Genomic DNA, 24413 nt, shown 5'->3' with positions numbered 1-24413 from the left:
CGTCCCTATCTCTTAAATCGCTCATGCTTCATAGCTGAACAAGACCAGAAGTATTCAGCAAGGCGTCAGTCGCCGGGAGCTTACGCTTATACAAACCCTGCCATCGAAAAACTGATCATTCAGAAGCCGGGGCCAGGGCATCCTCAGTTAAGATCCATCATGCCTGCTCCTGCGGATTCACCACAGAAGCCGGCAATGCAGCAGCCGCCAGAAGAAAGTCCTAATTCCGCTTTTGGTCTGAGTTAACGCAATGGGCTCTATTCGTCGCCGGATGGACGGCCCGCAAGACCGCCACGAACAACGTGATGGAATTGCGTATCGCGATACCAGAACACTTTGGACACAGTTCCATGAGGCTCTGACATCCGAAATCTCGGCCATCGGCCCTGTTGCCTTTGCCGCTCTAGCTATTTCAGTCCCTGCCCTGACGACAGCACTTGTGCCGCTCTCACTCGGATACGCGGCCTATGTGCTCAGTCGCGGCACGAAAATGCCACTACGCATTCCTGCCTGTTCGTCACGCAAGGATTACGGCAATCCAGTTCCTGACCCCAAACGTCCCGGTGTCGAAATCCCTGGCAAGGCAGAAGGGGACTGGCTCCTTGGCTGGGACGAAAATACCGGGCAGCAGACATGGGTTGCAGGCACGGACCTGACCATGCACGGCCTGCTGCCCGGCGCAACAGGCTCGGGGAAAACACAGTTTATCTACAGCCTGCTGTGCAGCGCACTGGCACAGGGAACTGGTTTTACCATTATTGACGGCAAAGCTTCCAACAACCTCGTCTTCTCGCTGCAAGCCTTGCAACGGAGATGGGGGGTAGAAGCCAACTTACGGATTATCAATTTCCTTGTCTCCAGTGGAGACCGAAAAACCAACACGTGGAACCCCTTTTCCTCGGTCAATGCCGAAGGGATGGCCGAACTGCTGCGTACTCTCTTCCTTCCTGAAGAAAAAGAGGGCGGGAATTCCGCCCATTTCAGAGATCGTGCGGAAGCCCTTTTTGGAAGTGTGTCCCAGATTTTCGTCTGGATGCGCGACCATGTTGGTATTCCCATTACGGCCGCTACCATTCGCGCGAACTTCTCAAGCATCCAAAGCCTGATTGATCTTGTCGGTACACAGGATACCAAAAACCAGCTCCGACGGTTTTCCTACTTCAACTTCAACACGCAAAAAATACTGACCATCCCTTTGCCCGAGCATTTTCCCGAGGCCCTGCTTGTTCCTGTCCGGGCCTATGTCGAAGAAACTGGCGGCTATTCCGCCAATAAAGGGGCTGCCTCTAATCAGGACAAAGTACGCGAACAGCATTCTTATGTCGTAGGTGGGTTTGCCAAAACCTTCACAATGATGACGACCACCTATGGTCATATTTTCAATTGTGATGTGCCTGACGTTGACTTCAATGATGTGGAATACAACAGACGCAACCTGATTGTACTACTGCCGTCTCTGGAAAACGATCGCAGCACCAACGCTGCCATCGGCAAAACAGTCATCACAGCACAGCGTTATGCCATGGCCGCCGCACTGGGCGCTTCCATTGAAGGGGATTACGAGGATCTGGTCACAAACCGCCCTTCATCGGCAAAGACGCCTTATCTCCATATTTATGATGAGTTCAATTATTTCGCGACCAAAGACGTTAACGTCATGCTCGCACAGGCCAGAGAACTCAACATCGGTATGTTCTTATCCTTCCAGGAAGTGGGATCATTATATGCCACTCTCGGGAAAGATGATGCAGCTCCCCTCCTCGGAAACCCTAAACTCAAGATTTTTGAAAATATTGAAGATTCCGGTCCGACAAGGGAATGGGTCGAACAGGCAGGGGGCACCATGCAGGTCAGCGTGCTCTCAGGTTACGACAACGCTCCAGTTATGGGCGTCTATTCCGATCAGATGAGAGCCGATATCCGCGAAGTCAAACGTATCTCTTGGAGTGACATCCAAGGATTAAGGCAGGGACAGGCAATTATTCTCTTCCGGGGGAAGAGGATTTACACGCGGTTGTTCTATGCTGGAATCAAACCTTCAGGAGTGAACCGAATATACACCCCCCTGATGATGCACTCAGCGAACCGCCAGACCTCGCCATCTCTAACCGCTAACAACAGCGCAGAAGACCGGATGGTTTTCGAGCGCCTGTGTGATGGAAAAGATCTGGTTGACGAAAACCACCTGCCCGCCCTCAAAGGTGGTCTGGGTGAAATTTACAAGCGATTAGGCAAGCTTGCGCAAGGGAACACCTTCCCCGAGGATGATTCACTGACCTTATTCGGTGAACCTCTTCCGGTGCGCCCTTACGTCCCCTTCGAATGTCTTTTCCGTAACCGGTCCACCCCCCTTCCTGTAAGCAACCGTGGTGGGGTCGTCATGATCAATCCTCATGTGGACAAATCGCTTTATGCGACACTCGTCGACTTCGAAATCCGTACTGGAGCATCAGAAGCAGCGGCCCGGAATATGGTGTCTCAGGCGTTAAATCAAATCAGTTTGCAAAATTCTTAAACTAATCCCCATGGAAGAGGTGGTGGATATAACTGCTTAGCCCCCCTGAAGAACCGTACTGTTCGCGCGCTTGCCTAACAAATGACTGATTGCGCTTTTGTGCTATGGCGTCACCCTCTTCTATCGGTGTGACGCCATATGTTTTCACGGCCCAACTGATGTCGCACTTCCAGTCTAGAAACCGGCTACGGTCCTGCCATTGAAGCATGGCATCATCAGCACATTGTTGAGCGACAGAACGTGTCCAGCCATTAATTTCTGCCATCCACTCCAGCGCTTCATTCTGTCGGCCGGCAGACATGGTCTTACCCCAGTGGCGCACTTCATGACACCGTGGGCAAAGTCCAATCACGCCCTTGAGGGTCTGGACCCGGCTGGTGTCGTCATATTGCCAACCTTCATCCGCCTCGACCGGCCACTTTGGGCCACGACCACCACACACACGACAGCGCGACCCAGAACGGTCATACGCATCCTTGCGGATACGGTCCCAGTCCTCCTTAGCCAGCAAGGCTCGCAAGTTACGGCCCCATAACGCCTGCGGCACCATCCATGGTCGCAGATATGGCGGCTTTCTATCCGGCCTGAAACGGTAGGGGACAAAGGGCAACAACGCTGCCAGGTGCTCCCGAGAGGCTTTCCAGCATTTTTCGGTCCCATCAAAAATGGCACCTCCTGTCTGCGCCTCACTGCGTCGCTTAAAAGGAACACAAAGAACGACAAATGTGGACATTAAAAACTTCTCACCACCAATAAGCCTGAAAATGCCAAATCCCCTCTAGAGATCAATAATCTGAGCAATGGTCCCTATCCAGACCTCGATAATTATCCTTTGAATCGTAAAACCCCGTTCTTCAGGACGGGGATATGAGGATCATTCTTCTTATACTTTCATTTCAAATATAGTATATTTTGAACTTGATCCAATGCAAGGCTAACACTTACCGGCTATGTCCAGATGCCATGCGGCGAGAGGCGCTCGGGCGAATCGCGGAAGCCTGCCGGATGGTCTATAATCTGGCGTTAGAACAACGACGTTACTGGTGACAAGGCTACCACCGGCAGATCAATTTCGTATAACATGCAGTATAAAGAACTGACGCCGTTCGAACGGGAGATGTCGTGGTTACGCGATACCGTAACATTACGGTATCGCGATGTGTCAGGCAGTGATTCGCGTCCGTCCAATGGAAGCGCGAAAGTCCAGACTAGGCTCTATCCACTCTGTCTGCGGTTGGTCTGGATGGGGGGGTGTCAGTCTTTACTACCATGAGCGATGGTACGACGATTGCTCCAGACAATTTTAGCAAGAATACCCTGTGCGCCCTGCGGAAAGCACAGCGTTCTATAGACCGAAAAAAGAAAAGCAGCATAAACCAGCGTAAGACCTTATGCCATCATTGCTTAAAACAACAATGGCGCGTTCCATTTTTCTTCCAGAAAACCGTGTTCCTTTTCAGTGATCCAGCCCAGCCCCTGCATGTCATCAAGCATCCACGCCACGTTCCCTACTTCTGTATGGCCATGGATATAATGTGTTTTTTCTGTAAAGCCTTCACCACTCAAAGTTTTAAGGGTTGCGGCTTCGGGCAGATTTAATCCTTTTTCTTCCAGCGGTGCAGCTAGATCATGCGCAACAGTCTGCCTGTTTTCCGCATTGCGTAAAAAAATCATGGCATCATTCAGCGCGTTGATAATTGCTTTGCAAACATCCTGATTTTGAGAAGCGCCTTGTGACACAACAAACTGCTTTTCAATATGGCGGGGCATAACGGTTTGAGAACCACCGGCTAGAAAAGCAAGGTTTTGCAGGCATGCTTCTGTCCCCCATGGCGGACCAACACACCCGCCATCTATGGTACCATTCATCAGGGCGCTGATAATATCAGGCGGGGGCATGACCTGAATTTCAATATCCTGCTCCATGTTCACCCCTATGGATAGCAGAAACCGCTTGAGGATTAGAAAATGGGTTGAATACATATGCACAACAGAAAGCCTTGGACGGCGGCCGATTGTAGTGCGCCATGTCTCAAAGGCCTCACGCCCCTTATCCCCCGTAGGCCACTGGCCCATCAGCGGGTTGGTGCCACGCAGTATAACTGTGTTGCCCCCATAACTTAACGTCGCAAGGGGCTTGAGTGCTGGCATATGCCCACGCCTACCCAAAGAGGTCATCATGGCCAGTGGCGCAAACATAATGGCTGCATCCAGTGTTTTCCAGACCATACCATCTGCGATATTGGCCCATGAGGGAGAAACCACCAGTTCCGTCCTAAGCCCGTATTGTGCAAATAGGCCCGCATTATGGGCAAGCATAACGGGCGCACTATCAGACAGGCGCAGCAACCCGATACGGAGAGGTCTGGTCATGGTGTGTCGCTTTTCTGCTGAGCGGCGAGGTACTGGGTGGCCACGGTGACAATACGCTGGGATGTTTGCATCGCCCGCCCTCGGAACCAGCGATATGCCTGTGTTTCATTTGTTTTTTCATTTTTCATGAACAGCTTTTTGGCCTGATCAATAATCCTGCGCTCTTCAATTTCCTGCTGTGCGGCACTGAGTTCCGCCCGTGTGCGCTGAAAACGCGCATAGAGCGCAATGGCTGCACGGAGCAGCGGCTTAACATCATCCGGGGGGGCATCCAGAACATTGTAGGAGCATACCCCTGTATCAAACGCGGTTTCCATAAGGTCCACATCGTCCTCATCCACAAACAGGGCAATGGGCCGTTCCAGTGCTGGAACAGACAGTGCGCGCACGCTATCCAGCGCATCACGGTCTGCGCGGGCCATGTCCACAAGCACAACATCGGGGTAGTACTGGTGCACGGCTTCTATCAGGCTCATGCCTATAGGAACGGACTGTACATCAAGCGACGGGTCCGCCAGCAGCGTATCGGACAACGCCTTTGCCCGTCCGGGGTTTTCATCGGCAACCAGCACCTTGATGGGAGTGCGCATGGGGGATGGGGCAGGATATTTATCCATTAATAAATATCTCGCAGGTAGCGGCCCCCTCTGGTCAGCCCGGCAACATAATCATCTGCCTGGCTTGCTGGCATGGCCCCATGCCGTGCCACAATACGGCGCAATGCGGCATCCACATCACGCGCCATACGCGCCGCATCTCCACAGATATAAAGGAAAGCCCCGGCCTGCAACCAGTTCCATAGCTCTGCTCCGGCTTCCTCCATCCTGTCCTGCACATAGATCCGCTTGGGTTGATCGCGCGAAAATGCGGTATCAAGCCGTGTCAGGCACCCGGTATGCGCAAAGCGGGCCAGTTCCTCCTGATAGTAAAATCCTTCCTGAGCGTGCCGTTCGCCAAAAAACAGCCAGTTGCGCCCTGTTGCGCCAAGGGCTTCACGCTCCTGCAAAAACCCGCGGAATGGCGCAATACCCGTGCCGGGGCCGATCATGATCACATCCGTCCCGCCATCTGCGGGAAGATGGAAATGCGTTGTGGGTTGAACAAAAACCGGCACATCGGCCCCGGCGGGCAACCCGGCAAGCCAGTTTGTGCACACACCGGGCCATGGGTCGTTATTCACGCCCACAGTCAGTTCCACCACCCGTCCCGACACGAGCGGGGAAGAGGCTGTGGAATAAAGCCGGGGCTGCATCCTGCGGAACAGGGCGGGCACATCCTGCGCTGCAACATCAAGGCGGGCCGCCTGCAACAGTTCGGGCAGGTAGCCGCCTTCGGTCCGGCCAAGTGCGTGCAGCATTGCCGGGTTGGGGCGTGCCAGATCAAAATGGCGCAACAGGGCATCGTGCAGCCCAACGGTGCCTGCGCCCTTTAGGGTCACGGGAGTGTCCGCTGGCAGGCCCAGTGCCGCCAGAGTGGTTTTGACAACCTCTACTGCGTTGCAGGGCCATATCCCCAGCGCATCTCCGGGCTTCCAGTCGAGGCTGCTCTTGCCCAGGTCCAGACCAATACGGCGTGTATCCTTGCTGGCAGCGCCCTGACACAAGCGTTCGTTCAGTGCAAGGCGGGCAATAACCGGCGCATCCCTTGTGCCAACTCTGGGCTCGGGCAGCGTGGTGGCGGGTGCGGCCTCTCCTCCGGCAGGTGGGGCCACTGGAGGTGTTGTGCTGTCCAGCACAGCCAGAAGCTGGCCACGCCAGACTTCTACCGTATCCTCAAAATCCGGTTCGCAGTCCACGCGATCCATGATCATACAGGCACCCAGCTCCCGCAGGCGGCCATCCAGCGCACAGCCAAACCCGCAGAAACTGGCATAGGAGGAATCCCCCAACGCCAGAACCGCGCAGGAGAGGCCTGTCAGTGCCTCCTTACGCGCACGCAGGGTGTCCCAGAATGGGGTTGCACAATCGGGGGGATCTCCATCCCCAAAAGTGGAGACAACAAAAATCGCCTTCCCCTGCCCGAGGTCCGCATCCTTGCAGTGATCCAGACAGGCGAGTTCCACCGTATACCCGGCCTCCCGCAGCCAGACAGCCACGGTAGCGGCCAGCGCCTCCGCCCGACCAGTCTGCGATGCCCACCAAACCCGGATGCTCTGCCGCACGGCAAGAGCATCTGGGGGAAGAGGCTGGGCACATGCCTCCCCCACACGGCTGAACAGGCCCGCCAGTAGGCCGTTTACATAACTCCGCGCCTCCACAGGCAGGGGGGCGGATGCCGGTACATCCGGCACCAGACCGGGTTGCGGGGGCACCATACGCAACCCTTCCAGAAAACCTTTCAACCATATTCTGGCCTGTTCGGGCAAATCTGGCTGGAGGTCTGGATCATCAAGGGAGAAATGGCGCATCAGGGTATCAAGCGGCATAGGGGCACTTCCTTCTTCCTGACGGGGGACTGTGGGCGGCAAGGCATCTGGCGCAACCCGCTCCAGCTTAACGGCACAGAGCTTGAAGCCGGGCTGGAGGGAGAGCGGGTCCACATCATCCGACGTAACCGCATTGACAGCCATGTCCGGGCCAAAGCGGTCATTCCAGTGGAATGGAGCAAAGCACTGCCCCGCCCCCACGCGCTGGCTGATTTGAACAGGCAGAACAATATGCCCACGGCGGGAGGTCACCCTGACACGATCACCCGCCTGCAACCCAAGTAACTGTGCATCCTGCACCGAAACCTCCACAAATGGGCCGGGGTTCAGGCGGTTCAGGCTGGCAACACGGCCTGTTTTGGTCAGGGTATGCCACTGGTGTTGCAGTCGGCCACTGTTGAGCACAAAGGGGAACTGCTCATCTGGCCATTCCTGCGGGCGCATCCATGGCCGCGCGTAAAAAATCGCACGCCCATCGGGGGTGGGAAAAACTGGTAGCACCTGCCCGGCTGGTAAATAGCGCACCGGGTGCCGGGCCTGCGTGTCCCCCACAGGGGCAGGCCACTGCACCGGGCCCTGGCGCAGGCGCTCATAGCTCACTCCGGCACAGTCATAGCCAGTTTTGGGGTTTGTAAAACGGCTGAGTTCAGCAAACACTTCAGCGGCAGAGGTAAAGGAAAAACCCTGCTCAAACCCCATGGCGCACGCAACACGGGCTATAAGCTCCCAGTCGGCTAGTGCTTCCCCCGGTGGAGCAACCGCCTTTTGTGCCAAGGTCATAGTCCGGTCGGAATTAACCTGCACGCCATCCGCTTCTGCCCAAAGGGCAGCTGGGAGCAGACTATCGGCAAATCCTGTGGTTTCACTATCTGCAAAGGCATCCTGCACAACCACGTAATCCGCTTGTTCCAATGCCCGTATGACATGGCCGCGATTGGCAACAGTGGCCACAGGGTTGGTGCAGATAATCCAGCAGGCTTTTATGCGGCCTTCTTCTATGGCCTCAAACATGGCAATGGCGCCATTGCCCCCCACATCCCGCAGGGTGCCGGGGGGGAGCTTCCACTGCGCCTCCACAAACGCGCGGTCTTCCGCCACCAGTGCGCTGCGCTGCCCCGGTAGCCCCGGCCCCATGTAGCCCATTTCGCGCCCCCCCATGGCGTTGGGCTGGCCGGTCAGGGAAAACGGGCCGCAACCAGGCCTGCACAGTGTGCCTGTGGCAAGGTGCAGGTTGCATAGCGCATTGGTATTCCATGTTCCCGCAACGCTCTGATTCAGCCCCATGGTCCACAGGCTCATCCAGTCCCCGGCCTGAGCAATCCAGCGGGCAACGGTCATAATATCTGCAACAGGCAGGCCGGTTATTTCGGCAACAGTGCTGGGCGCATACTCTGCCAGAAATGCAGGCATGGCATCCCACCCACGGGTTGCCTGCGCGATAAACTGTTTGTCTATGTCTCCATTTTCAACAAAAATATGCAAAAGGCCATTCAGCAAGGCCAGGTCTGTTCCCGGGCGGATGGGCAGGTACAGGTCCGCCTTTTCCGCCGTTGCCGTTTTGCGTGGGTCCACCACAATCAGCTTGGCCCCGGCCCTTTTCCGCTCCATCAGACGCAGGAACAGGATCGGGTGGCAATCGGCCATATTGGACCCGATGACAAAAAACAGGTTGGCGGTGTCTATATCCTCATAACTGCCCGGTGGTGCGTCTGCCCCAAGCGAGAGCTTGTAGCCTGTACCTGCCGCTGCCATGCACAGGCGGGAATTGGATTCTATATACTGGCTTCCAACATACCCTTTTGCCAGTTTGTTAATAAGGTACTGTGCCTCCACAGACATCTGACCAGACACATAAAACGCAATTGCGTCCGGCCCATGTGTATCCAAAATACTCCGCAATCTTGCTGCCGTTTTGCCAATAGCCTGTTCAAGCGGAACCGCCACGGCATCCGCCCCACGTTGCGGGCGCAACAAGGCCGTTTTTAAACGCTCCTGCGCATATAAGGGCTTATCGCACGAACTGCCTTTTGTGCATAAACGGCCGGCATTGGCAGGGTGCGCGGCATCACCCCGCACCTTTGCAATTTTTCCATCCTTTACATCAAGAATAATCCCGCACCCTACGCCACAATACGGGCAAACAGAACGGAATGAAGTATCAGGCATGGCCACGTCAGGCAGGTGTCAGTTCAGGCGTGCCCTGACCGGCGCGCACCCTGATCTGCACCTTGCCGTCCACCAGCCGTGCATCCCATGTGCGCAGCCGGACCGATGCATCCTCCAGACACTGGCCATCTTCCAGACGGAAGTGCTGCTTATACAGTGGTGAAGCCACAACCCGCTGCCCCTTGATCTCCCCTATCAGCCCACGGCCAATAATATTGGCATGCGAAAACGGGTCATGGTTGTCCAGCGCATACACACAGGCAGGCTCCGCCTGCGTGGCCGGAACATAGAACAGGGCAACCTGATTACCCTCGCACCATGCGACCACACCGGATTTTTCCACAAGGTCCGTTTGCGCGCACAGTTCCGTCCATGCCTGCGGGCCTGCAAGGCTCCCTGTCTCGGGCAGGTTGGCAGCGGGCCTGACCTGATCGCGCTCGGCCACAGTGCGAATATTGGGGTCTGGACGGGCATCGTTTACAAATGTGCGGAACCGCTTGAGTTTGTCCTTGTCGCTCAGTGCGTCCCGCCATTCGCAATGGTAGCGGTCCACCACCAGTTGCATCTGGCGTTCCAGTTCTTCGGCAATGCCAAGACTGTCGTTGATGATCACGTCCTTGAGGTAATCCAGCCCGCCTTCCAGATTTTCACGCCAGACAGAAGTCCGCTGGAGTTTATCGGCCGTGCGGATATAGAACATGAGAAAACGGTCTATATATTTTATCAGAGTTTCTGAATCGATGTCGGTTGCAAACAATTCCGCATGGCGCGGCCGCATACCGCCATTACCGCAGACATAAAGGTTCCAGCCGTTTTCTGTGGCGATAACCCCCACATCCTTGCTCTGTGCTTCCGCACATTCACGCGTGCAGCCAGAAACCGCAAACTTGAGTTTGTGGGGCGAGCGCAATCCCTTGTAGCGGTTTTCCAGATCAAGGGCCTTGCCCACACTATCCTGCACACCGTAACGGCACCATGTGCTCCCCACGCATGATTTTACGGTGCGGGTGGACTTGCCGTAAGCCTGCCCCGTTTCAAACCCTGCATCGAGCAGTTCGGTCCAGATTTCTGGCAGCTGGTGCAGTTGCGCGCCAAACAGGTCGATCCTCTGCCCACCGGTAATTTTTGTGTAGAGATCATATTTTTTTGCAACCTGACCAAGCACGATCAGCTTGTCCGGTGTAATTTCCCCCCCAGCTATGCGTGGCACCACCGAGTAGGTGCCGTTCTTTTGCATATTGGCCATGAACGTGTCGTTCGTGTCCTGCAGGGGGATATACAGCGGGTCGGTTATAGGCTTGTTCCAAGCCGAAGCCAGAATGGACCCAACCGCAGGTTTGCAGATGTCGCACCCCAGACCGCCATGGCCATGCTGCTGCATCAGCTCTTCAAATGTCTGGATACCGTGCACCCGGACCAGAGAATACAGCTCCTGCCGGGTATGGGAAAAATGCTCGCACAGGCTGCGATCAACCGTAATGCCACGGCTTTCCAGTTCTGTTTCAAAAACACTTTTCAAAAGGGCGGCACACCCGCCGCACCCTGTGCTGGCTTTTGTGGTCTGCTTGAGTTCCCCCAGATCAGTGCATCCGGCATCTATTGTTGCGCAGATCGCTCCTTTGGTCACGTTATGGCATGAGCAGACCATGGCCGTATCGGGCAGGGCATCGGCCCCCAGCAGTTCCGCCCCTTCCCCACGCGGGAGAATAAGTGCTGCCGGGTCAGCCGGGGGTTTGATCGCATTTTGCACGTATTGGAGAATGGTGTCGTAATACGAATTATCCCCCACCAGCACGGCACCCAGAACACGGCTACTATCCCCAGACAGCACAAGCCGCCTATAGGTACCATCTGCTTCGCCTATAAAGCGGTAGCTCCGGCTCCCCGGTGTTGCCCCGTAGGCATCGCCAATGGAGCCCACATCCACGCCCTGCAACTTGAGCTTGGTGGACATATCCGCCCCGGTAAAAGCGGCTTCCTCGCCTGCCAGAATGGATGCAACCGTGCGGGCCATGGCATAGCCGGGCGCAACCAGACCAAAAACCTGCCCCTGCCAGGAAGCACATTCCCCAACGGCAAAAATAGCTGGGTCTGACGTGCGGCAGCTCTGATCAATCACAATACCGCCGCGTGCTTCCACCTCCAGCCCGCACTCACGCCCAAGCTGGTCCTGCGCACGAATACCGGCGGAAAACACCACCATATCGGTTTCAAGGAACGTATCGTCTGCAAAAATCAGGCGGTGCCGGCAGGTCTGCCCCGGCACAATCTGCTTTGTGGCGTGGGATGTGCGCACATCTATCCCCAATGCCTCGATCCGGCATTTGAGCGCATCCCCGCCTTCCTTATCCAGTTGGGCAGACATAAGATGCCCTCCAAGCTGGATAACGCTTGTGTGCAGGCCCAGTATTCTCAGGGCATTGGCGGCCTCCAGCCCAAGCAGACCACCCCCAATAACCGTGCCGTGCTGTGCACCCTGTGCTGCTGCGCGGATAAGGTCAAGATCTTCCAGATTCCGGTAAACAAGCCCCGCCGTACCGGTATTTCCGGGCACCGGAGGCACAAAGGGAGTGGAACCGGTTGCCAGAATCAAGGTTGTGTAATGCAAAGCGCCTTCTGCGCTGTGTACGGTCTGTGCCTGCCGGTCTATGCTGCTCACGCGCACCCCACGGTGCAGGGTAATACCATGTGCTGCATGAAAATCTTCCGCGTGCAGGCGCAGAGCCAGCGCATCCTGCCCGGTCATGTATTCGGTCAGGTGCACACGGTCATATGCATCGTGCAGTTCCTCGCCAAATACGTGGATGGCACAATTTTCGTGCAGGCCGTGCATGACCAGCTGTTCTGCACAGTAGTGCCCCACCATGCCATTGCCGATGATAACGATAGTGCCGGTAGTGGCCATGGTCAGTAACTCCTCGCAATTTGGGAACAGGGGGTGGCAACGCAAATGCCCATATGCGCGCATGGCTGCCCGGAAGCGGGCAACCGCCCCCGCAGGAGGCGTGCACACAGGGAAGAACGCATGCTACAGAAAACAGAATGGGAAAAACGCTGCACCATTATGGAACGGTTCCTGCGTTTGCACTGTGTGCAAACACGCCTTGTTCAGGCCAAGGAGCCGCCGTTGACCCCTGAACAACTCGCCGTTAACCCGTTACCACCGCCGTTGACGGTAACTGTTATGAGATGCTTCCAATTAATTCCTTACACGAAATAAAATAAATAGGGAACCACATATCACGCCAAAAGCTACCCCGGCTCATGGCATACGGACCTAGAACTTGAACTCCATGGTCTGCATATAAAACATACCGCTTTTGGCCCCGGCCTCCCGCATACCGTGGGATGAGGCAAAACCTGCAATATCGTGCGTCCATGTAAAATGTGGGGCAAAACTCCAGGCAACCTGCACCTGGGGAGAAACACCAACAAAGCCCCCATGCAGGTTATTCCGCCAGGCATAGGTTTTGCCTGTTCCGTAAATGGCGTCCTGTGTGCTCTCACGCCAGAAGGCAGGCACGTGCAGCCTCAGGCGCAGGTTGGGTTTGGGGGCGGCTGTAATCAGCGGGCCAACCCCCACAAGGTTCTGGGATGTCAGGGCGAGTGTAACATCGTTATAATATGGCAATGCGACATACGGTGTTGCAAAAGTGCCAACTGCACCATTCTTGCTGTTGTAATTCCCGCCGGAAAACACATCGGCCTGAATACCGAAAGAGGGTTTCCCCAGAAGGTTCTTTGCATTCCAGCTAATACTGCCGTTAACTGCAAATGCCCGGACCGGGCGGGTTTGCGTACCCTTTTGCGCGGGGCGAAACTGCCCACCCTGAAAAACCCCGGTCAGATTAACATCAAACGGGCCGACGTTCCCCCACAGACGCCCGCCTATATTATCTCGGCGGGTAGAGCCTGCTTCCGTCTTGCCTGCCTTAGCAAGAGGCAGGGCCGCATTGGCACCGTTAAACAGATAGCCCAGAAAAAACACATCCGCAAAAAGCTGACTCTTCTGCTTCATAAAAGAAAATGATGGGAGTGCCGTGGATGTGTAGGCCCCATACATGCGGGCATTATAACTTGTGCCATCTGCAAACACATCAATCGGCTTTTTATTGGTCTGCATGAAGTCAAACAGATCAACACGGAAAGACTTCCACACCGCGTAGCCCCGCACACCATCCCATGTCTGCTGCACATTGGGCAGGTCACGAGCTGATTGCATGGAAACCGGTGCATCTACAAACACCTGCCGCCCGCCAATAACCCCCATGCTCGCCCCCAGCAAATGCCCCTTTACCTCCAGAATCCCTTGCTGAAGGTCCAGCCGCTCGCGCTGTGTGCCTGCCTGATACCCGTAGTAATTGGAACCACCGGCCACACCCCACAAAAACTCGGCGTATGCACGCACATGTTCACCAAGATGCAGGTCTGCACCATACATGTTGCGCAACAGCACGCGGTTGGCGTTGGTTTTGCCTGCGGTGCCCATCATGGGCTGGTTTTCAAACACATAGCGTAGCCGCTCCTCCCCGCTCAGGGAGAGCCAGATACTACCTGTGGTGTTCAGGCGTATGTATTTAAGGCGATTGAACCAGTCCTTGTTTCTTTTTGATACCGGAACGTTTGCGAGATCGCTCCAATCCTCGGCCCAGCGGACCTGCCCAAAGCCTGCCATTGTTCCAAAGCCGCTGGCAGCCTGCTTGCCTGCGTTGAACACCCCCCAATCCTGTGTATGGGGGATGTGCCCCGCCGCTTTTGCAGGTTTGGGCGTGTTATTTTTCTCCACCGCCACAATGGTCTGGCGTGCAGTCGGGACTGTATCCTGCGCGGGAGCGCTGGCGATCTGCGCCAAGGCGGGGTGTATCCCCACAATGCCCAGCAGCACAGCCGCATGAACCGAAATTGGCCAGGTCTGAAAAAGGGCGCACCTGGGGCGCACGCGATTCTTGTTCAAGGTCACGTGTCATAATCCGTGGCTGAAAGGAAGATCAGGAAATTGCGGAAAGGCCGGTCGTGTCAGACCCATGTGCATCGGCTGGTTTGTTCCAGCTTCTGCGGCAGATGGAGACGCAGACAAGAGCCACCAGAGCGATACCGGCAAAGGCCAGAAACCCCAGACTATAAGACCCCGTTGCCTGCCGTGCGGCTCCCAGAGAGGAGGCCAGATAAAACCCGCCAACCCCACCGCTCATGCCGACCAGCCCGGTCAATATGCCCACCTGCTGCGCAAAACGTGTGGGAACAAGCTGGAAAACGGCACCATTCCCCAGACCCAGCACCAGCATGCCTGCAAAAAAAGCGGGGAACGCCAGCCAGATCGTAGGCAGCCCAAAACCGATCAGGCCAAAAATAATGGTTGCGGCCCCATAGAGTATGCACAGCGCGCGCTCGCCCCCAATACGGTCTGCCAGGGCACCACCCAGCGGGCGGATAAAGGAACCTGCAAACACCACCAGCGCGGTGCAGCTCCCAGCCACTGCGGGGGAAAGGCCATACTGGTCATTAAAATAGATGGTCAGGAAGGAGGCCAGCCCAACAAAGCCGCCAAATGTTACGCCGTAAAAGAACATCAGGGCCCAGCAATCGGCTTTTTTCAAAACCGGGAGCCACGCCACAAGGCCAGCACTCGGGCGGCGGGGGGGTTCTTTGGCAAGGTAGATAAAGGCACACAGCACAAGAACAAGCGGCAGCGTAGCCAGCCCGAACACGTTGGTCCAGCCATAAAGGGCAGCAAGCCCGGGCGCGAACAGGGAGGCAAGCGCCGTGCCGGAATTACCAGCCCCGGCAATACCCAGTGCCGTACCCTGATAATGCGGAGGATACCAGCCAGATGCCAAAGGCAGAGCGACAGCAAAGGAAGCCCCAGCCACACCCAGAACAAAAGCTACGGGAAACAGGCCTGCATAGCTGTGTGGCGGCAGCACCCACGTAGCGGCAAGTCCCACAATAACAAAGAACTGCATGCCTATGGCAACACGGCGCGGGCCATAATGGTCAACTAGTGCGCCAGCAACAACCCGCAGCAAGGCGCCTGCAAGCACAGGCATGGCCACCAGAAGCCCCTTCTGGCCGGAGTTCAGGTGCAGGTCATGCGATATGGCTATGCCAAGCGGCCCAAGCAGCACCCAGACCATGAAAGACACATCAAAATAAAGAAAAGCAGCAAGAAGAGTGCGGGGATTACCAGCTTTGAGGAAACCTCTATCCATAACACTAATACCTAGTGCCGGACTAAAAGTCAGGCACGCCCACCATGGGCACGAAAGCCATCATTGGCCCCCAATGTAGATATCATCATGACCTTATGGATCGAATGCCAGCGTTGACATTTACCAGATCTGACCCAAGGATGACGGCATATCATTCCGATGTCAAAATGTTTCTATGCGCAGGCTACATCCTGGCTGGATGCTGTTTGTTTTTTGCCACACAGGCCGCGCAAGGTCCCAAACCGTGCAGCAGCAAGACACTCTGCAAAGAGTACAGTCCATTCAAAATGTTTTTAGAGAAGTCCGCCCTGCGCAATTCTGCGCAGCTTATTAGCATCACGCACAACCAGCATCTGGCGGGAGCGGGCCAAAAGCCTCCCCTTCTCCCACGCGGCCAGCAGACGGCTGGCGGTATAGAGCGTTGTGCCCGCCAGTTCCGCCACATCCCTGCGGCGTAGGGGAATACAAATCTTACAAACCCCGGCCTGCACGGCCCCACTCTGCTCAACCAGCATAAGCAGGGCATGGGCAATACGCTGCTCTGCGTTCTGGGTTGCCATTTCACGCAGGCGGTTTTGAACATTGGCAAGCCGCTGCCCGACCATGCCGATAATGTTGATCGCAATTTGCGGGGAGTTCATGGTCAGCGCCATAAAATCCGCTTTTGACCAGCTTGCAATATGCGAGGGCATCGCTGTTTCAGCGTCCGCCGGGTAATACCCTTCGGTAAACAGCGCGACGGTGCCAAACATCTCCCCCGGTGCAATCATGCGCATGAGTGCCTGCGCGCCATCGCTCCCGATCTGGCGGATACGCACCGCCCCCACAAGCACCGCATAAGCTCGTTGCGCCACCGCTCCCTGCGTGAACACACCAGCCCCACCGGGCAGAACATCAACCCGCGCCAAAGACGCAACATGCGCTGCCACTTCGGACGGCAACCCCCTTACCAGACCCAGTGCGCATATAGCCCTGACCGTATTCTGCGAAGGCGTTTTTTGCTCAGACATGCCATGACCCATACACCCCTTATGCCACGCAGGGTATTACGCCACGCATACGATCAGACCGGCGACCAGCCATGGCTACCCGCCACCGCACCAAAAACGGTTACCAGACCCAGCACCAGCAGAACAATATGCGCGCGATGCAAGGCGGTAAAAGCGGCACCCGGGTCACGCTTTGCCCAGACATTAAAGCGCCGGTGAAGAACAAGAGGCTCCGCAATAAACAGAACAATGGCAAACACCAGCCACAACGCCACCATGGCGTGCATCCACCAAAAACCGGGTTCAGAAAAACGTGCCCAGAGGTCCATTTTCATGACCATAAAAAGCCCGCTCAGCCCGACCAGAACCACAGCACCGCGCGCCTGCCACACAAAACGGCGCTCAAAAGCCTGAAAAGCCGTAAGCCTGTCCGCCCCGAACACACCACAGCGCAGGGCAGGCAAAGCCGCTGTTGTCGCCATGGAGACCCCGCCAATCCAGATCACGACCCCGATCACGTGTAGTGCCCGGGCAATTGCCAGTTCGTTCATCCATCCCTCCTTGGGAAGATTGCCATATTTGCCAGTCTCACCCTATTTCTAGTGCGTTAGAGGCGTGCCGGGTTTGCGCTGGCGCAACCTTTCTGCCAGTCGCATCAGATAGACTGTGCTCAACATCAGGCTGTTAAGGAGGCTCATATTATGAGCAGGCTGCCACTAAACGAAGACGGACTGGCAACACTTGTAGACGCCTTTTACACACGTGTGCGCGCAGACCCTGAGCTTGGCCCCATTTTTGAAGATGCTGTGACCAACTGGCCTGAGCACCTGCAAACGCTAACTGCTTTCTGGTCTTCCGTCATGCTGGGTACCGGGCGTTACAAAGGCCAGCCGGTGCCCGTGCATATGCAGCACCGTGACCGGATTACGCCAGAACTGTTTGATCGGTGGCTGGCGCTGTGGGGTGAGACCACCTCCACGCACATGCCAGCAGATGTGGCCGCTATTCTACAAGACAAGGCAGCCAACATTGCCAGAAGCTTGCAGCTTGCACTCTCTTTTTATGCCAAACGGGCCATGCCCCAGCGCAACACAGCACCTTGAGGCGCTGTTCCCTGAAAAGTGATACCCATGACCGAATTCCTGCCCTATCGCTCCACGCCCGTATTCGATCAGGACACGCTACCTGCCGCCTTGCGCACGCGCCATAATACCAAGGCAGGTGTGTGGGGCGTAGTCCGTGTGCTTGAAGGGGAGTTGAAGCTCACTTATCTGGCCCCTCCATCTGAACTTCTGCTGACACCCGCCACCCCCGGCCTGATCGAGCCGCTGCAGCCTCATTTTGTAACCCCCATGGGCAAGGTGGCGATGAGGGTGGATTTTTACGATCAGCTCCCTCCTTCTTCCACGTTCTCTACCCTCACGTAAAGCGCAACGCATCCTCGCACGTTGCAAGCGGGGATCGCACCATCACGCCGACGCCCGAACCTTTACAAACCTGGCTCAGCGTTGCGACTTCTTCCTCTGTCGCGCACCTGTTCCTGTTGACGGGCACGCACTGCTTGCTGGTCATATTTCAGACCATCAACTGATTTCTTGATCGCCTCAGCCACATTCTGGGTCTGGTAGGCCTGACGTCGAAGTTTGCGACTTACGTCATCCCACTGTTCTGGCGTTATCGCTCGCAATCCACGACTTGCTTGGCGTGCTCTTTGCTTCTCACCGGGAGACTTTCCTTCCTGCCTTGCTTTCTCATTGATGTGAGCCTGTGTAATCCAGCGACGAAGATCATTCTGGTACTTCAGTTCGACCCCTTCCAGATCTATCGCCAGTGACTTATACGGGTGCTTGCCCATGTCACCAGCAATACGGTTCAGAATATCTTCAATCGTCACAGGTGTCTTATCCCCTAATGGACGGGAAAAGGTTTCTGCCTCTGTAACCGGAGCCTCAGCTATCTTCGTCCAGCAGGTCAGAACGTGACGGCTCTCGGCCACATACGCCGTGAACCCCGTAACTGCTGCGGTCCCGCGAGGCATGGCGTTAATATGTTCATCTGAAGTAATCCCCTGAGCTGCATCAATGGTCATGGCATGGCCAAAACCCAACTTGATCCGTCCGGTTTCGCGGTCAGCCAGTCGCTCCCATGGCACAAAACCCTCAACCCCTTTTCCATTCTTCAGAACAATACCTTTTTCAGTCCACCCCTTCACATCGACAAAATCACCATTGTTCCCCAACTGGCGCCAACGGTTGCGGTCATTTGTTCGGACCAGACAGTTCGTCCGTGAAAAAAGACGCACCCTGTCACCAACAGAAAGGGGCAGATCATATTCCTCCCCTCTCTGGTCTAGGGCTGCCCGAACGATCTCTTCTTTTCCAATCTCGCCCCGAATGCGCAGTCTTTCACGCACGGCAATACTCAGTGCCATGACATCTTCATTGGTGGGGGCTGACATTGTAATCCCACGTTTAGACCCGGCCGCCGTCAGCATGTCACGGCGCTTGAGGTAGAAGTCTGCGATCTTTTCCACAACCTGAGTGTGATCGCCACCGACAAGACTAAACGTACCATCCTTACGCTTCATATCGATCGCCTGACGCGCACGTTGAGTATCCTGCTCTTTCTGCTTTGCTTCAGAAAGTGTCAGGTCTCGGCCGGGGCTTCGAAACAAGCCAGCGATTTCACGCTCGCGGACTGTTTTCTGGCGAACAGTGCTAAGAAGAGCAGGCTGCGCTTCTTTGGGAAGTACACGCATAAGCAGTTCCACAGCGTCACCTGCTTCAATCGCCTGAGCTTGCTCACGATCGGCTAGAATGCGTAAAGCGAAGCCTGCTTCGCGCTGGTAACGCAGGATCTGTAACATCTGACCTGGCGCAATCTGGCTTCCTTCATCCAGAACTAAAACGCTGCCTGAGTCGAGGCTAAGACTACCATCTTCAATTTTTCTCAGAAGGGGTGCAAGAGCATAGCGCTCTTCAATACCTGCATCCGACAGGGCGTCAGCCTGGCGCCATGCCAGTGCCGCTCCGACCATCCGCCGTCTATCATCCTTCCATGCATCGACCAATGGCTGAAGCAGGGTCGTTTTACCTGCTCCGGCAACACCTGTCAGAAAGGCAAGCTGACCAGCCTCCCCCATTGCATAGATGGCAGCAAGCTGAGCCTTGCCATGATCTGGCTCGCGCTCAAAATCCAACCCCGAACGCGTAATGGCCGCTGCAATCTGCTCGTTCGACAACACCCCAGTTTGTGTTCTGGCCGCAAGGCCAGCCAGATCCGCCATTTCCTCTTCAAGCGTCACCTGCGCTGTTGTCGCAATCTGCACAAGGCGGTCACGTTCCTTCTCGACGAAGAGAACTATCTCGCCGTTCACAAGGATACCCCGCTCCTCGATCATTTCCGCCACACGGTCGATGTCCGAACTGGATGCTATACCTGCCGCAATCAATCCATGAGCGGCATGAACCCTGAACATGTTCTTATCCAGAACTGCCGCAGTCTGGAACTCCTCAGCGAGCAGCTTGGCTGCAACCTCATACGCTTTATCAAACCGCTCCTGCTGGGTAAGCTCCTGAGGCTTATCATCGGTGAGAACCGTTTTATGCTCCCAACCCATTTCCTTGGCCTGCTCTCGCCAAATCTCACGGTCATTGGTGCCATCATATTTTTTGGACCGGAATGCCAGGTTGGCCTGATGCAACACCTTAAATTTCTGATCAGCCGTCATGGTGTTCCAATTACCACCCTGACGCTTCACAAAGGCCTTGGCCTGCTGTTCTGCCTGCCTCGACCGTTTAGAAAAAGCCTCGCAGGCTGCCTTAGGAATGGCCTCAATCACGACTGCTTTTCCACGGGCATCTGGGGCAACCTGAACACCAAGCTTTCGCAGTTCCTGCGCCAGCTCAGCCTGAAAATATGCCCCATAAAGATGAGCCGTCACTTTGGTCAGGCGCGCGCTGTCTAGTGACCCAACATGCCCACTCTCTGTCGCCACAGCATTAAGCATAACGTTATGGATGTGCGCTAGCGGATCACCAGGCACAGGGATTTCCACTGAGGCCGTTGCCCCAGCTTCACCATCCTGAATATGTAGGGCTGGGCGAGCTGTATAATGACGAAAAGAAATCCATGCTACTTCGCCTTCTTCCTCAAAGGCTTTATCTCCAGAACCTCTGCGTGCAAGACCTAGCTCTGAACCTATCAAGCGAAGTGCACGATCATTGGCGAGATGAATCGCCTGCCAGATCAGAGCTTGTTCTGCCTTGGTCGCAGCAAACTCAGCAGCTAGCGTGACAGACTTATCTGGCGAAGCTGTAAAATCAAACCCAGATATCTCACGTTTTCTACCAGTATTTTTCCATGCCGCTCCTGTATCAGCTCTTTTCGCTTCAAAGAGCCTTGCCATACCCTCATCCGTTGGCGGTTTGGTGGTATCAATACCCAAAGCATCAGCAATGTGAGCCCCAATATTGGGAGCCCACGCTCCTTTCCCTTCCCGGCCGGTATAATAGGAGTTCAGCCGCTCTCCATTTTCCGTGTTTTTTTCCAGATCACGATCGGTACGAACATCATTTTCTGGTTCTAATTGATGTTCCCTCAAATAAGCCACGATGAGCTTCCCAGCCCCGTTCGCTGTTAATTTACGGAAGGTAATCATGCCAGTCCTCCTGATCTGGTGACTCTGACCAGTTCATCGACTGACGCCTGTACGCTACTAAGTGTATCAGATAGCCCAGAAATGGCGTTAGCCATCTGAGACAGTGCCTCAGAAATTTTAGCACTTTCATCGTCATCATCTGCTGGGCTGAGCAGCTTCAGGATATCTTTGACATCCATCCCTATGACATCGCTCTTTGACAGGAGCGTCACCAAAATATCTGCTATTTTTTGCTGACTTGTATCGACCACTCTCAACTCTTCCTTCCAATATGAAAGGAAGAGTATGATGCGTAAGGTTGTGAATACGGTTTGCCAGCGGCAAGTCGTTAAATATCTGCCCCGATGAGGAATGCGATCTGTTTACGCATCATTTCCAACTGTTCAGGCCGAACTAAACTATCCGTCGGCACGACGCGCAATTTGGATGTCGTCGTAACAAGCGCACAAACAGCCCAACAGACTTTAGAGCAACCATTCTCAGGTGAGGGGTCAAGCCTGACACTCAGGTCGGGGATGACCAATCCCTCATCATCAGTCAGTGGGACAAGAATGACATTCGGCCACTCGGCCGGAAACAGATCATCTTCCACAACAACGGCTGGGCGGCGCTTATTTGGTTCTTTCGGAAGTGCATCCCCACGCCAATCAGCCAGAACGATCTGACCAGGACGAAATGTCATCGTGCTGGCAACAGGCCGATCAGAAGCCATTGCTATGAGCTCCCCCGGTCTCTTCAAAGAGAGTCAGCCGTTCGGGCGTTTCCAACGCATAATGGGCGACCCGAGCACTATCCTGATGAATACGTTGCCGTTTGGCGGCTCTGGCTCCTGCACTCAGGATGTCTCTCACCAGATTGCTCAGCGGAATACCCTGAAAGCTTGCTTCCTGCTCCAGCTCCCGACGCAACCTGTCGTCAAGACGAATAGATAATGGTCCAGCCATCGTTTTCTCCTTACATAATGTAATGACATTATCGTATTACGGATTGGTATTGCAACTGAAAACACACGCTCTATATGGGACTTCGAAGGCCATATCCGTTCTTTGTCGAGTGCTGCATTCAAGTGGGTTTTCACCCCGCCCGGCCCCAGATGTCGTGACAACTACATTTCCTCATGGCGATAGCGCGAAGCGCAAACCGAAAGGTTTGCATTTGTATATGGAAAAAGCTTTCTTACTGTCACGCTTTTGTCGCGTTAATTCGACAGAAGTGAGACAGTATTGTCTCGAAGAAAAGAATCTGATAGGCACGGGATGCGCAGCCGGAGAGCGTCAGCGGCCTTCTGCGCATGTTTTTCGATTTTTTATGCCTGAGCCTCAGGCTTAGCTTCAGGTGCTGTGAAAGGGCTTAAAATGAGTGAATGCTTGACGCCCGACATCAACAGCATGTTGCCATTAGTCGGCGGCGGCGTAGGTCACTCGCCGCTGTTTAGCTTTCTCCGGCTTCACCATGACAGCATTGTCGCTAAGGCCGCTGGAGAACGGATGAACTGGGAAAAGCTATGTCATTGGTTTGCTCAGGCGGGGCTAACGAATGTTCATGGCGAAGCCCCCTCTAAGGATTGCGCGAGACAGACATGGTACCGCGTGAGGAAGACTATCTCCGCAGTTGCCAAGAAGTTGGCCGCAGCTGATGCCAGCAAGCGTGCCGCTCTGGAAGCTCAGCGCGCTGAGGCGTTAGCGAACAAACGAACTTTGGAGAATGACCGGGAAACTCTGCGCAGCGCTATGCTCAGGGCCGATGAAGGTGTCCAAGAGCGCCGTCTTGCCGCAAGCCGTGAGCGTAGCAAATCAGTCCTTTTCCCGGACATGAGGGCATCGCAAACAACACCCAAGGGCGAATTAATCGATACGCCCCCCATGGTCACTCCACCTCCAGTAACCATCGGGCAGGTTGCCGCACACGTAACCATGAAAAAACAGGCTCCCCGATATGGAGACGCACGTAACATTCCATTGCCTGCGCCATATGTTGGACCACGCCCCGAAGGGATGCCCGCGAACCTCCCGCTGGAAGCCTTGATGCCCTTATCTGCCACCGGCCGTAGGCCGGACGGGAATATTGACTTTGAACAAATGCCGGGGCTGCCACGAAGATCATTTTATGAAACTGATCGAGAATGGGCACTTGATTGTATGCCCATGCTCGAAGCAATCCCCCATGGAACAAGAACCAACGTCATTAAAGCTATGATTTCGTGGATGGAGATGAAGCTCGGTAACGGCTACAGGTCCAAGTAACCGTATTCACAACTGGTCCGCGTATCCTTGTTCCATTGCAAAGTGCAATGGAACAAGGATTGGCAGAGATGACTAGAAAAGCAGACCAACTACCCGGAACTGACACAGTTCAAATCAATCCAAACATATCTGCGATCAAAGCTGGCCGTGGCAACCTTGGTGGTTCTACGATACTCGGCCCGCTTAGTGAGCGGGCAATTTATGCGGGACGCCCAGTTCTTCTGGCCGATGGGGATGTACGTAATCGCGGTATTTCCCAATATTCGACGATCTTCGACAAATTTGGCTTCCCCCGTCCAACCAGCGAAGAAAGCGGTGAACTGAAACGCTGGTACACAGATGCGTTTAGTACTGCCATTGAGAAGAAGGCGTCTCTGATTATTGACGTTGGTGGTGGTGATCGCACTCTTGAGGAATGGGCTAATGAGGACAATCTGGTCCTAGCAGCTGATGCTATGGGCCTTCCGGTTACGGGCATATTTATGTGCGGCCCACAGCCGGGCGACATTGAGTATCTCTTGAGCCTCTGGGAAAGTCAGATGTTCAAACCACGCAGGGGTATCATTGTCCTAAACGAGTGGGCAGTCCCGGTTGGACATAAGCCCGATAATGTATTTGCCCCACTTTATACGGACAGCCGTTTACTTGACGTTGATGGTATGGATGTCGCATTCCTGCGCATCCCAAAACTCACCTGCATGCGGGATGTCCAACTGTCTGGGTTATCATTTCATGACGCAGCGGAAGGTGTAAGCTCCCGGCGACTGACGCCTTGCTGAATACTTCTGGTCTTGTTCAGCTATGAAGCATGAGCGATTTAAGAGATAGGGACG

Annotated in this window: 20 protein-coding genes; 7 read left to right on the top strand and 13 right to left on the bottom strand. The window is 55.0% G+C overall.

Annotation, left to right across the window (positions count from 1 at the left end; translation table 11 throughout):
* Positions 1-246 (top strand): hypothetical protein (locus AABE20_RS05175; protein ID WP_338332134.1); only part of this gene is annotated, 246 nt, incomplete at its 5' end.
* Between the two features lie 4 nt (positions 247-250).
* Positions 251-2515, top strand: coding sequence for a type IV secretory system conjugative DNA transfer family protein (locus AABE20_RS05170; RefSeq protein ID WP_338332133.1), 2265 nt, complete (start codon positions 251-253; stop codon positions 2513-2515).
* A gap of 1 nt (position 2516) precedes the next feature.
* On the opposite strand, the gene AABE20_RS05165 is transcribed toward AABE20_RS05170, so the two are convergent.
* On the bottom strand, positions 2517-3248 hold the full coding sequence (locus AABE20_RS05165; protein ID WP_338332132.1) for a hypothetical protein: 732 nt from the start codon (positions 3246-3248) through the stop codon (positions 2517-2519).
* Between the two features lie 179 nt (positions 3249-3427).
* Here AABE20_RS05165 and AABE20_RS14375 point away from each other — a divergent pair, with 179 nt between their 5' ends.
* Complete coding sequence (locus AABE20_RS14375; protein WP_408740719.1) at positions 3428-3562, top strand: helix-turn-helix domain-containing protein; 135 nt, start codon at positions 3428-3430, stop codon at positions 3560-3562.
* Positions 3563-3919: 357 nt separating this feature from the next.
* On the opposite strand, the gene AABE20_RS05160 is transcribed toward AABE20_RS14375, so the two are convergent.
* The 8 genes from AABE20_RS05160 to AABE20_RS05125 form a co-directional block, all read right to left on the bottom strand.
* Positions 3920-4888 (bottom strand): ABC transporter substrate-binding protein, encoded by a 969-nt coding sequence (locus AABE20_RS05160; protein ID WP_338332131.1) that lies wholly within the window; start codon positions 4886-4888, stop codon positions 3920-3922.
* The gene (locus AABE20_RS05155) at positions 4885-5505 is read right to left on the bottom strand and encodes an ANTAR domain-containing response regulator (RefSeq protein ID WP_338332130.1); all 621 of its coding nucleotides are present in this window, start codon (positions 5503-5505) and stop codon (positions 4885-4887) included. The genes AABE20_RS05160 and AABE20_RS05155 overlap by 4 nt, the downstream gene beginning before the upstream one ends.
* On the bottom strand, positions 5505-9479 hold the full coding sequence (locus AABE20_RS05150) for a bifunctional nitrate reductase/sulfite reductase flavoprotein subunit alpha (protein ID WP_338332129.1): 3975 nt from the start codon (positions 9477-9479) through the stop codon (positions 5505-5507). The genes AABE20_RS05155 and AABE20_RS05150 overlap by 1 nt, the downstream gene beginning before the upstream one ends.
* Before the next feature lie 7 nt (positions 9480-9486).
* Entirely contained in the window at positions 9487-12384 is a 2898-nt protein-coding gene (gene nirB, locus AABE20_RS05145; protein ID WP_338332128.1) for a nitrite reductase large subunit NirB, read from the bottom strand.
* A 372-nt stretch (positions 12385-12756) separates the two neighbouring features.
* Positions 12757-14418, bottom strand: a complete 1662-nt coding sequence (locus AABE20_RS05140; RefSeq protein ID WP_338332127.1) for an alginate export family protein — start codon at positions 14416-14418, stop codon at positions 12757-12759.
* A gap of 49 nt (positions 14419-14467) precedes the next feature.
* Positions 14468-15688, bottom strand: a complete 1221-nt coding sequence (locus tag AABE20_RS05135; RefSeq protein ID WP_338332126.1) for a nitrate/nitrite transporter — start codon at positions 15686-15688, stop codon at positions 14468-14470.
* 293 nt (positions 15689-15981) lie between these two features.
* Complete coding sequence (locus tag AABE20_RS05130; RefSeq protein WP_338332125.1) at positions 15982-16698, bottom strand: Crp/Fnr family transcriptional regulator; 717 nt, start codon at positions 16696-16698, stop codon at positions 15982-15984.
* A gap of 53 nt (positions 16699-16751) precedes the next feature.
* Positions 16752-17228: a hypothetical protein gene (locus AABE20_RS05125; RefSeq protein WP_338332124.1), complete on the bottom strand. Its 477-nt coding sequence runs from the start codon at positions 17226-17228 to the stop codon at positions 16752-16754.
* Positions 17229-17378: 150 nt separating this feature from the next.
* On the opposite strand from AABE20_RS05125, the gene AABE20_RS05120 reads away from it, so the two are divergent.
* Both AABE20_RS05120 and AABE20_RS05115 read left to right on the top strand, forming a co-directional pair.
* On the top strand, positions 17379-17780 hold the full coding sequence (locus AABE20_RS05120) for a group III truncated hemoglobin (protein ID WP_338332123.1): 402 nt from the start codon (positions 17379-17381) through the stop codon (positions 17778-17780).
* 27 nt (positions 17781-17807) lie between these two features.
* Positions 17808-18104 carry a TehB family protein gene (locus AABE20_RS05115; RefSeq protein WP_338332122.1) on the top strand — a complete coding sequence of 99 codons (297 nt, stop codon included), beginning with the start codon at positions 17808-17810 and terminating at the stop codon, positions 18102-18104.
* Positions 18105-18166: 62 nt separating this feature from the next.
* Here AABE20_RS05115 and mobF read toward each other — a convergent pair whose 3' ends face one another.
* The 4 genes from mobF to AABE20_RS05095 form a co-directional block, all read right to left on the bottom strand.
* Positions 18167-21337, bottom strand: coding sequence for a MobF family relaxase (gene mobF / locus AABE20_RS05110; protein WP_338332121.1), 3171 nt, complete (start codon positions 21335-21337; stop codon positions 18167-18169).
* Positions 21334-21588: a hypothetical protein gene (locus tag AABE20_RS05105; RefSeq protein WP_338332120.1), complete on the bottom strand. Its 255-nt coding sequence runs from the start codon at positions 21586-21588 to the stop codon at positions 21334-21336. The genes mobF and AABE20_RS05105 overlap by 4 nt, the downstream gene beginning before the upstream one ends.
* A gap of 77 nt (positions 21589-21665) precedes the next feature.
* Entirely contained in the window at positions 21666-22049 is a 384-nt protein-coding gene (locus AABE20_RS05100) for a type II toxin-antitoxin system PemK/MazF family toxin (RefSeq protein ID WP_338332119.1), read from the bottom strand.
* Positions 22039-22281, bottom strand: coding sequence for a hypothetical protein (locus AABE20_RS05095; RefSeq protein WP_338332118.1), 243 nt, complete (start codon positions 22279-22281; stop codon positions 22039-22041). The genes AABE20_RS05100 and AABE20_RS05095 overlap by 11 nt, the downstream gene beginning before the upstream one ends.
* A gap of 423 nt (positions 22282-22704) precedes the next feature.
* Between AABE20_RS05095 and AABE20_RS05090 the strand changes: the two genes are divergently transcribed.
* Positions 22705-23580: a hypothetical protein gene (locus AABE20_RS05090; protein WP_338332117.1), complete on the top strand. Its 876-nt coding sequence runs from the start codon at positions 22705-22707 to the stop codon at positions 23578-23580.
* Positions 23581-23648: 68 nt separating this feature from the next.
* Entirely contained in the window at positions 23649-24359 is a 711-nt protein-coding gene (locus tag AABE20_RS05085; protein ID WP_338332116.1) for a hypothetical protein, read from the top strand.
* The last annotated feature ends 54 nt before the right edge of the window (positions 24360-24413 follow it).

Origin of the sequence: Acetobacter zythi (assembly GCF_963921165.1) — a bacterium.
In the GTDB taxonomy this organism is placed as follows: Bacteria; Pseudomonadota; Alphaproteobacteria; order Acetobacterales; family Acetobacteraceae; genus Acetobacter.
Note: the sequence above shows the minus strand (reverse complement) of the source record. Positions and strands in the feature narration are given on the sequence as shown.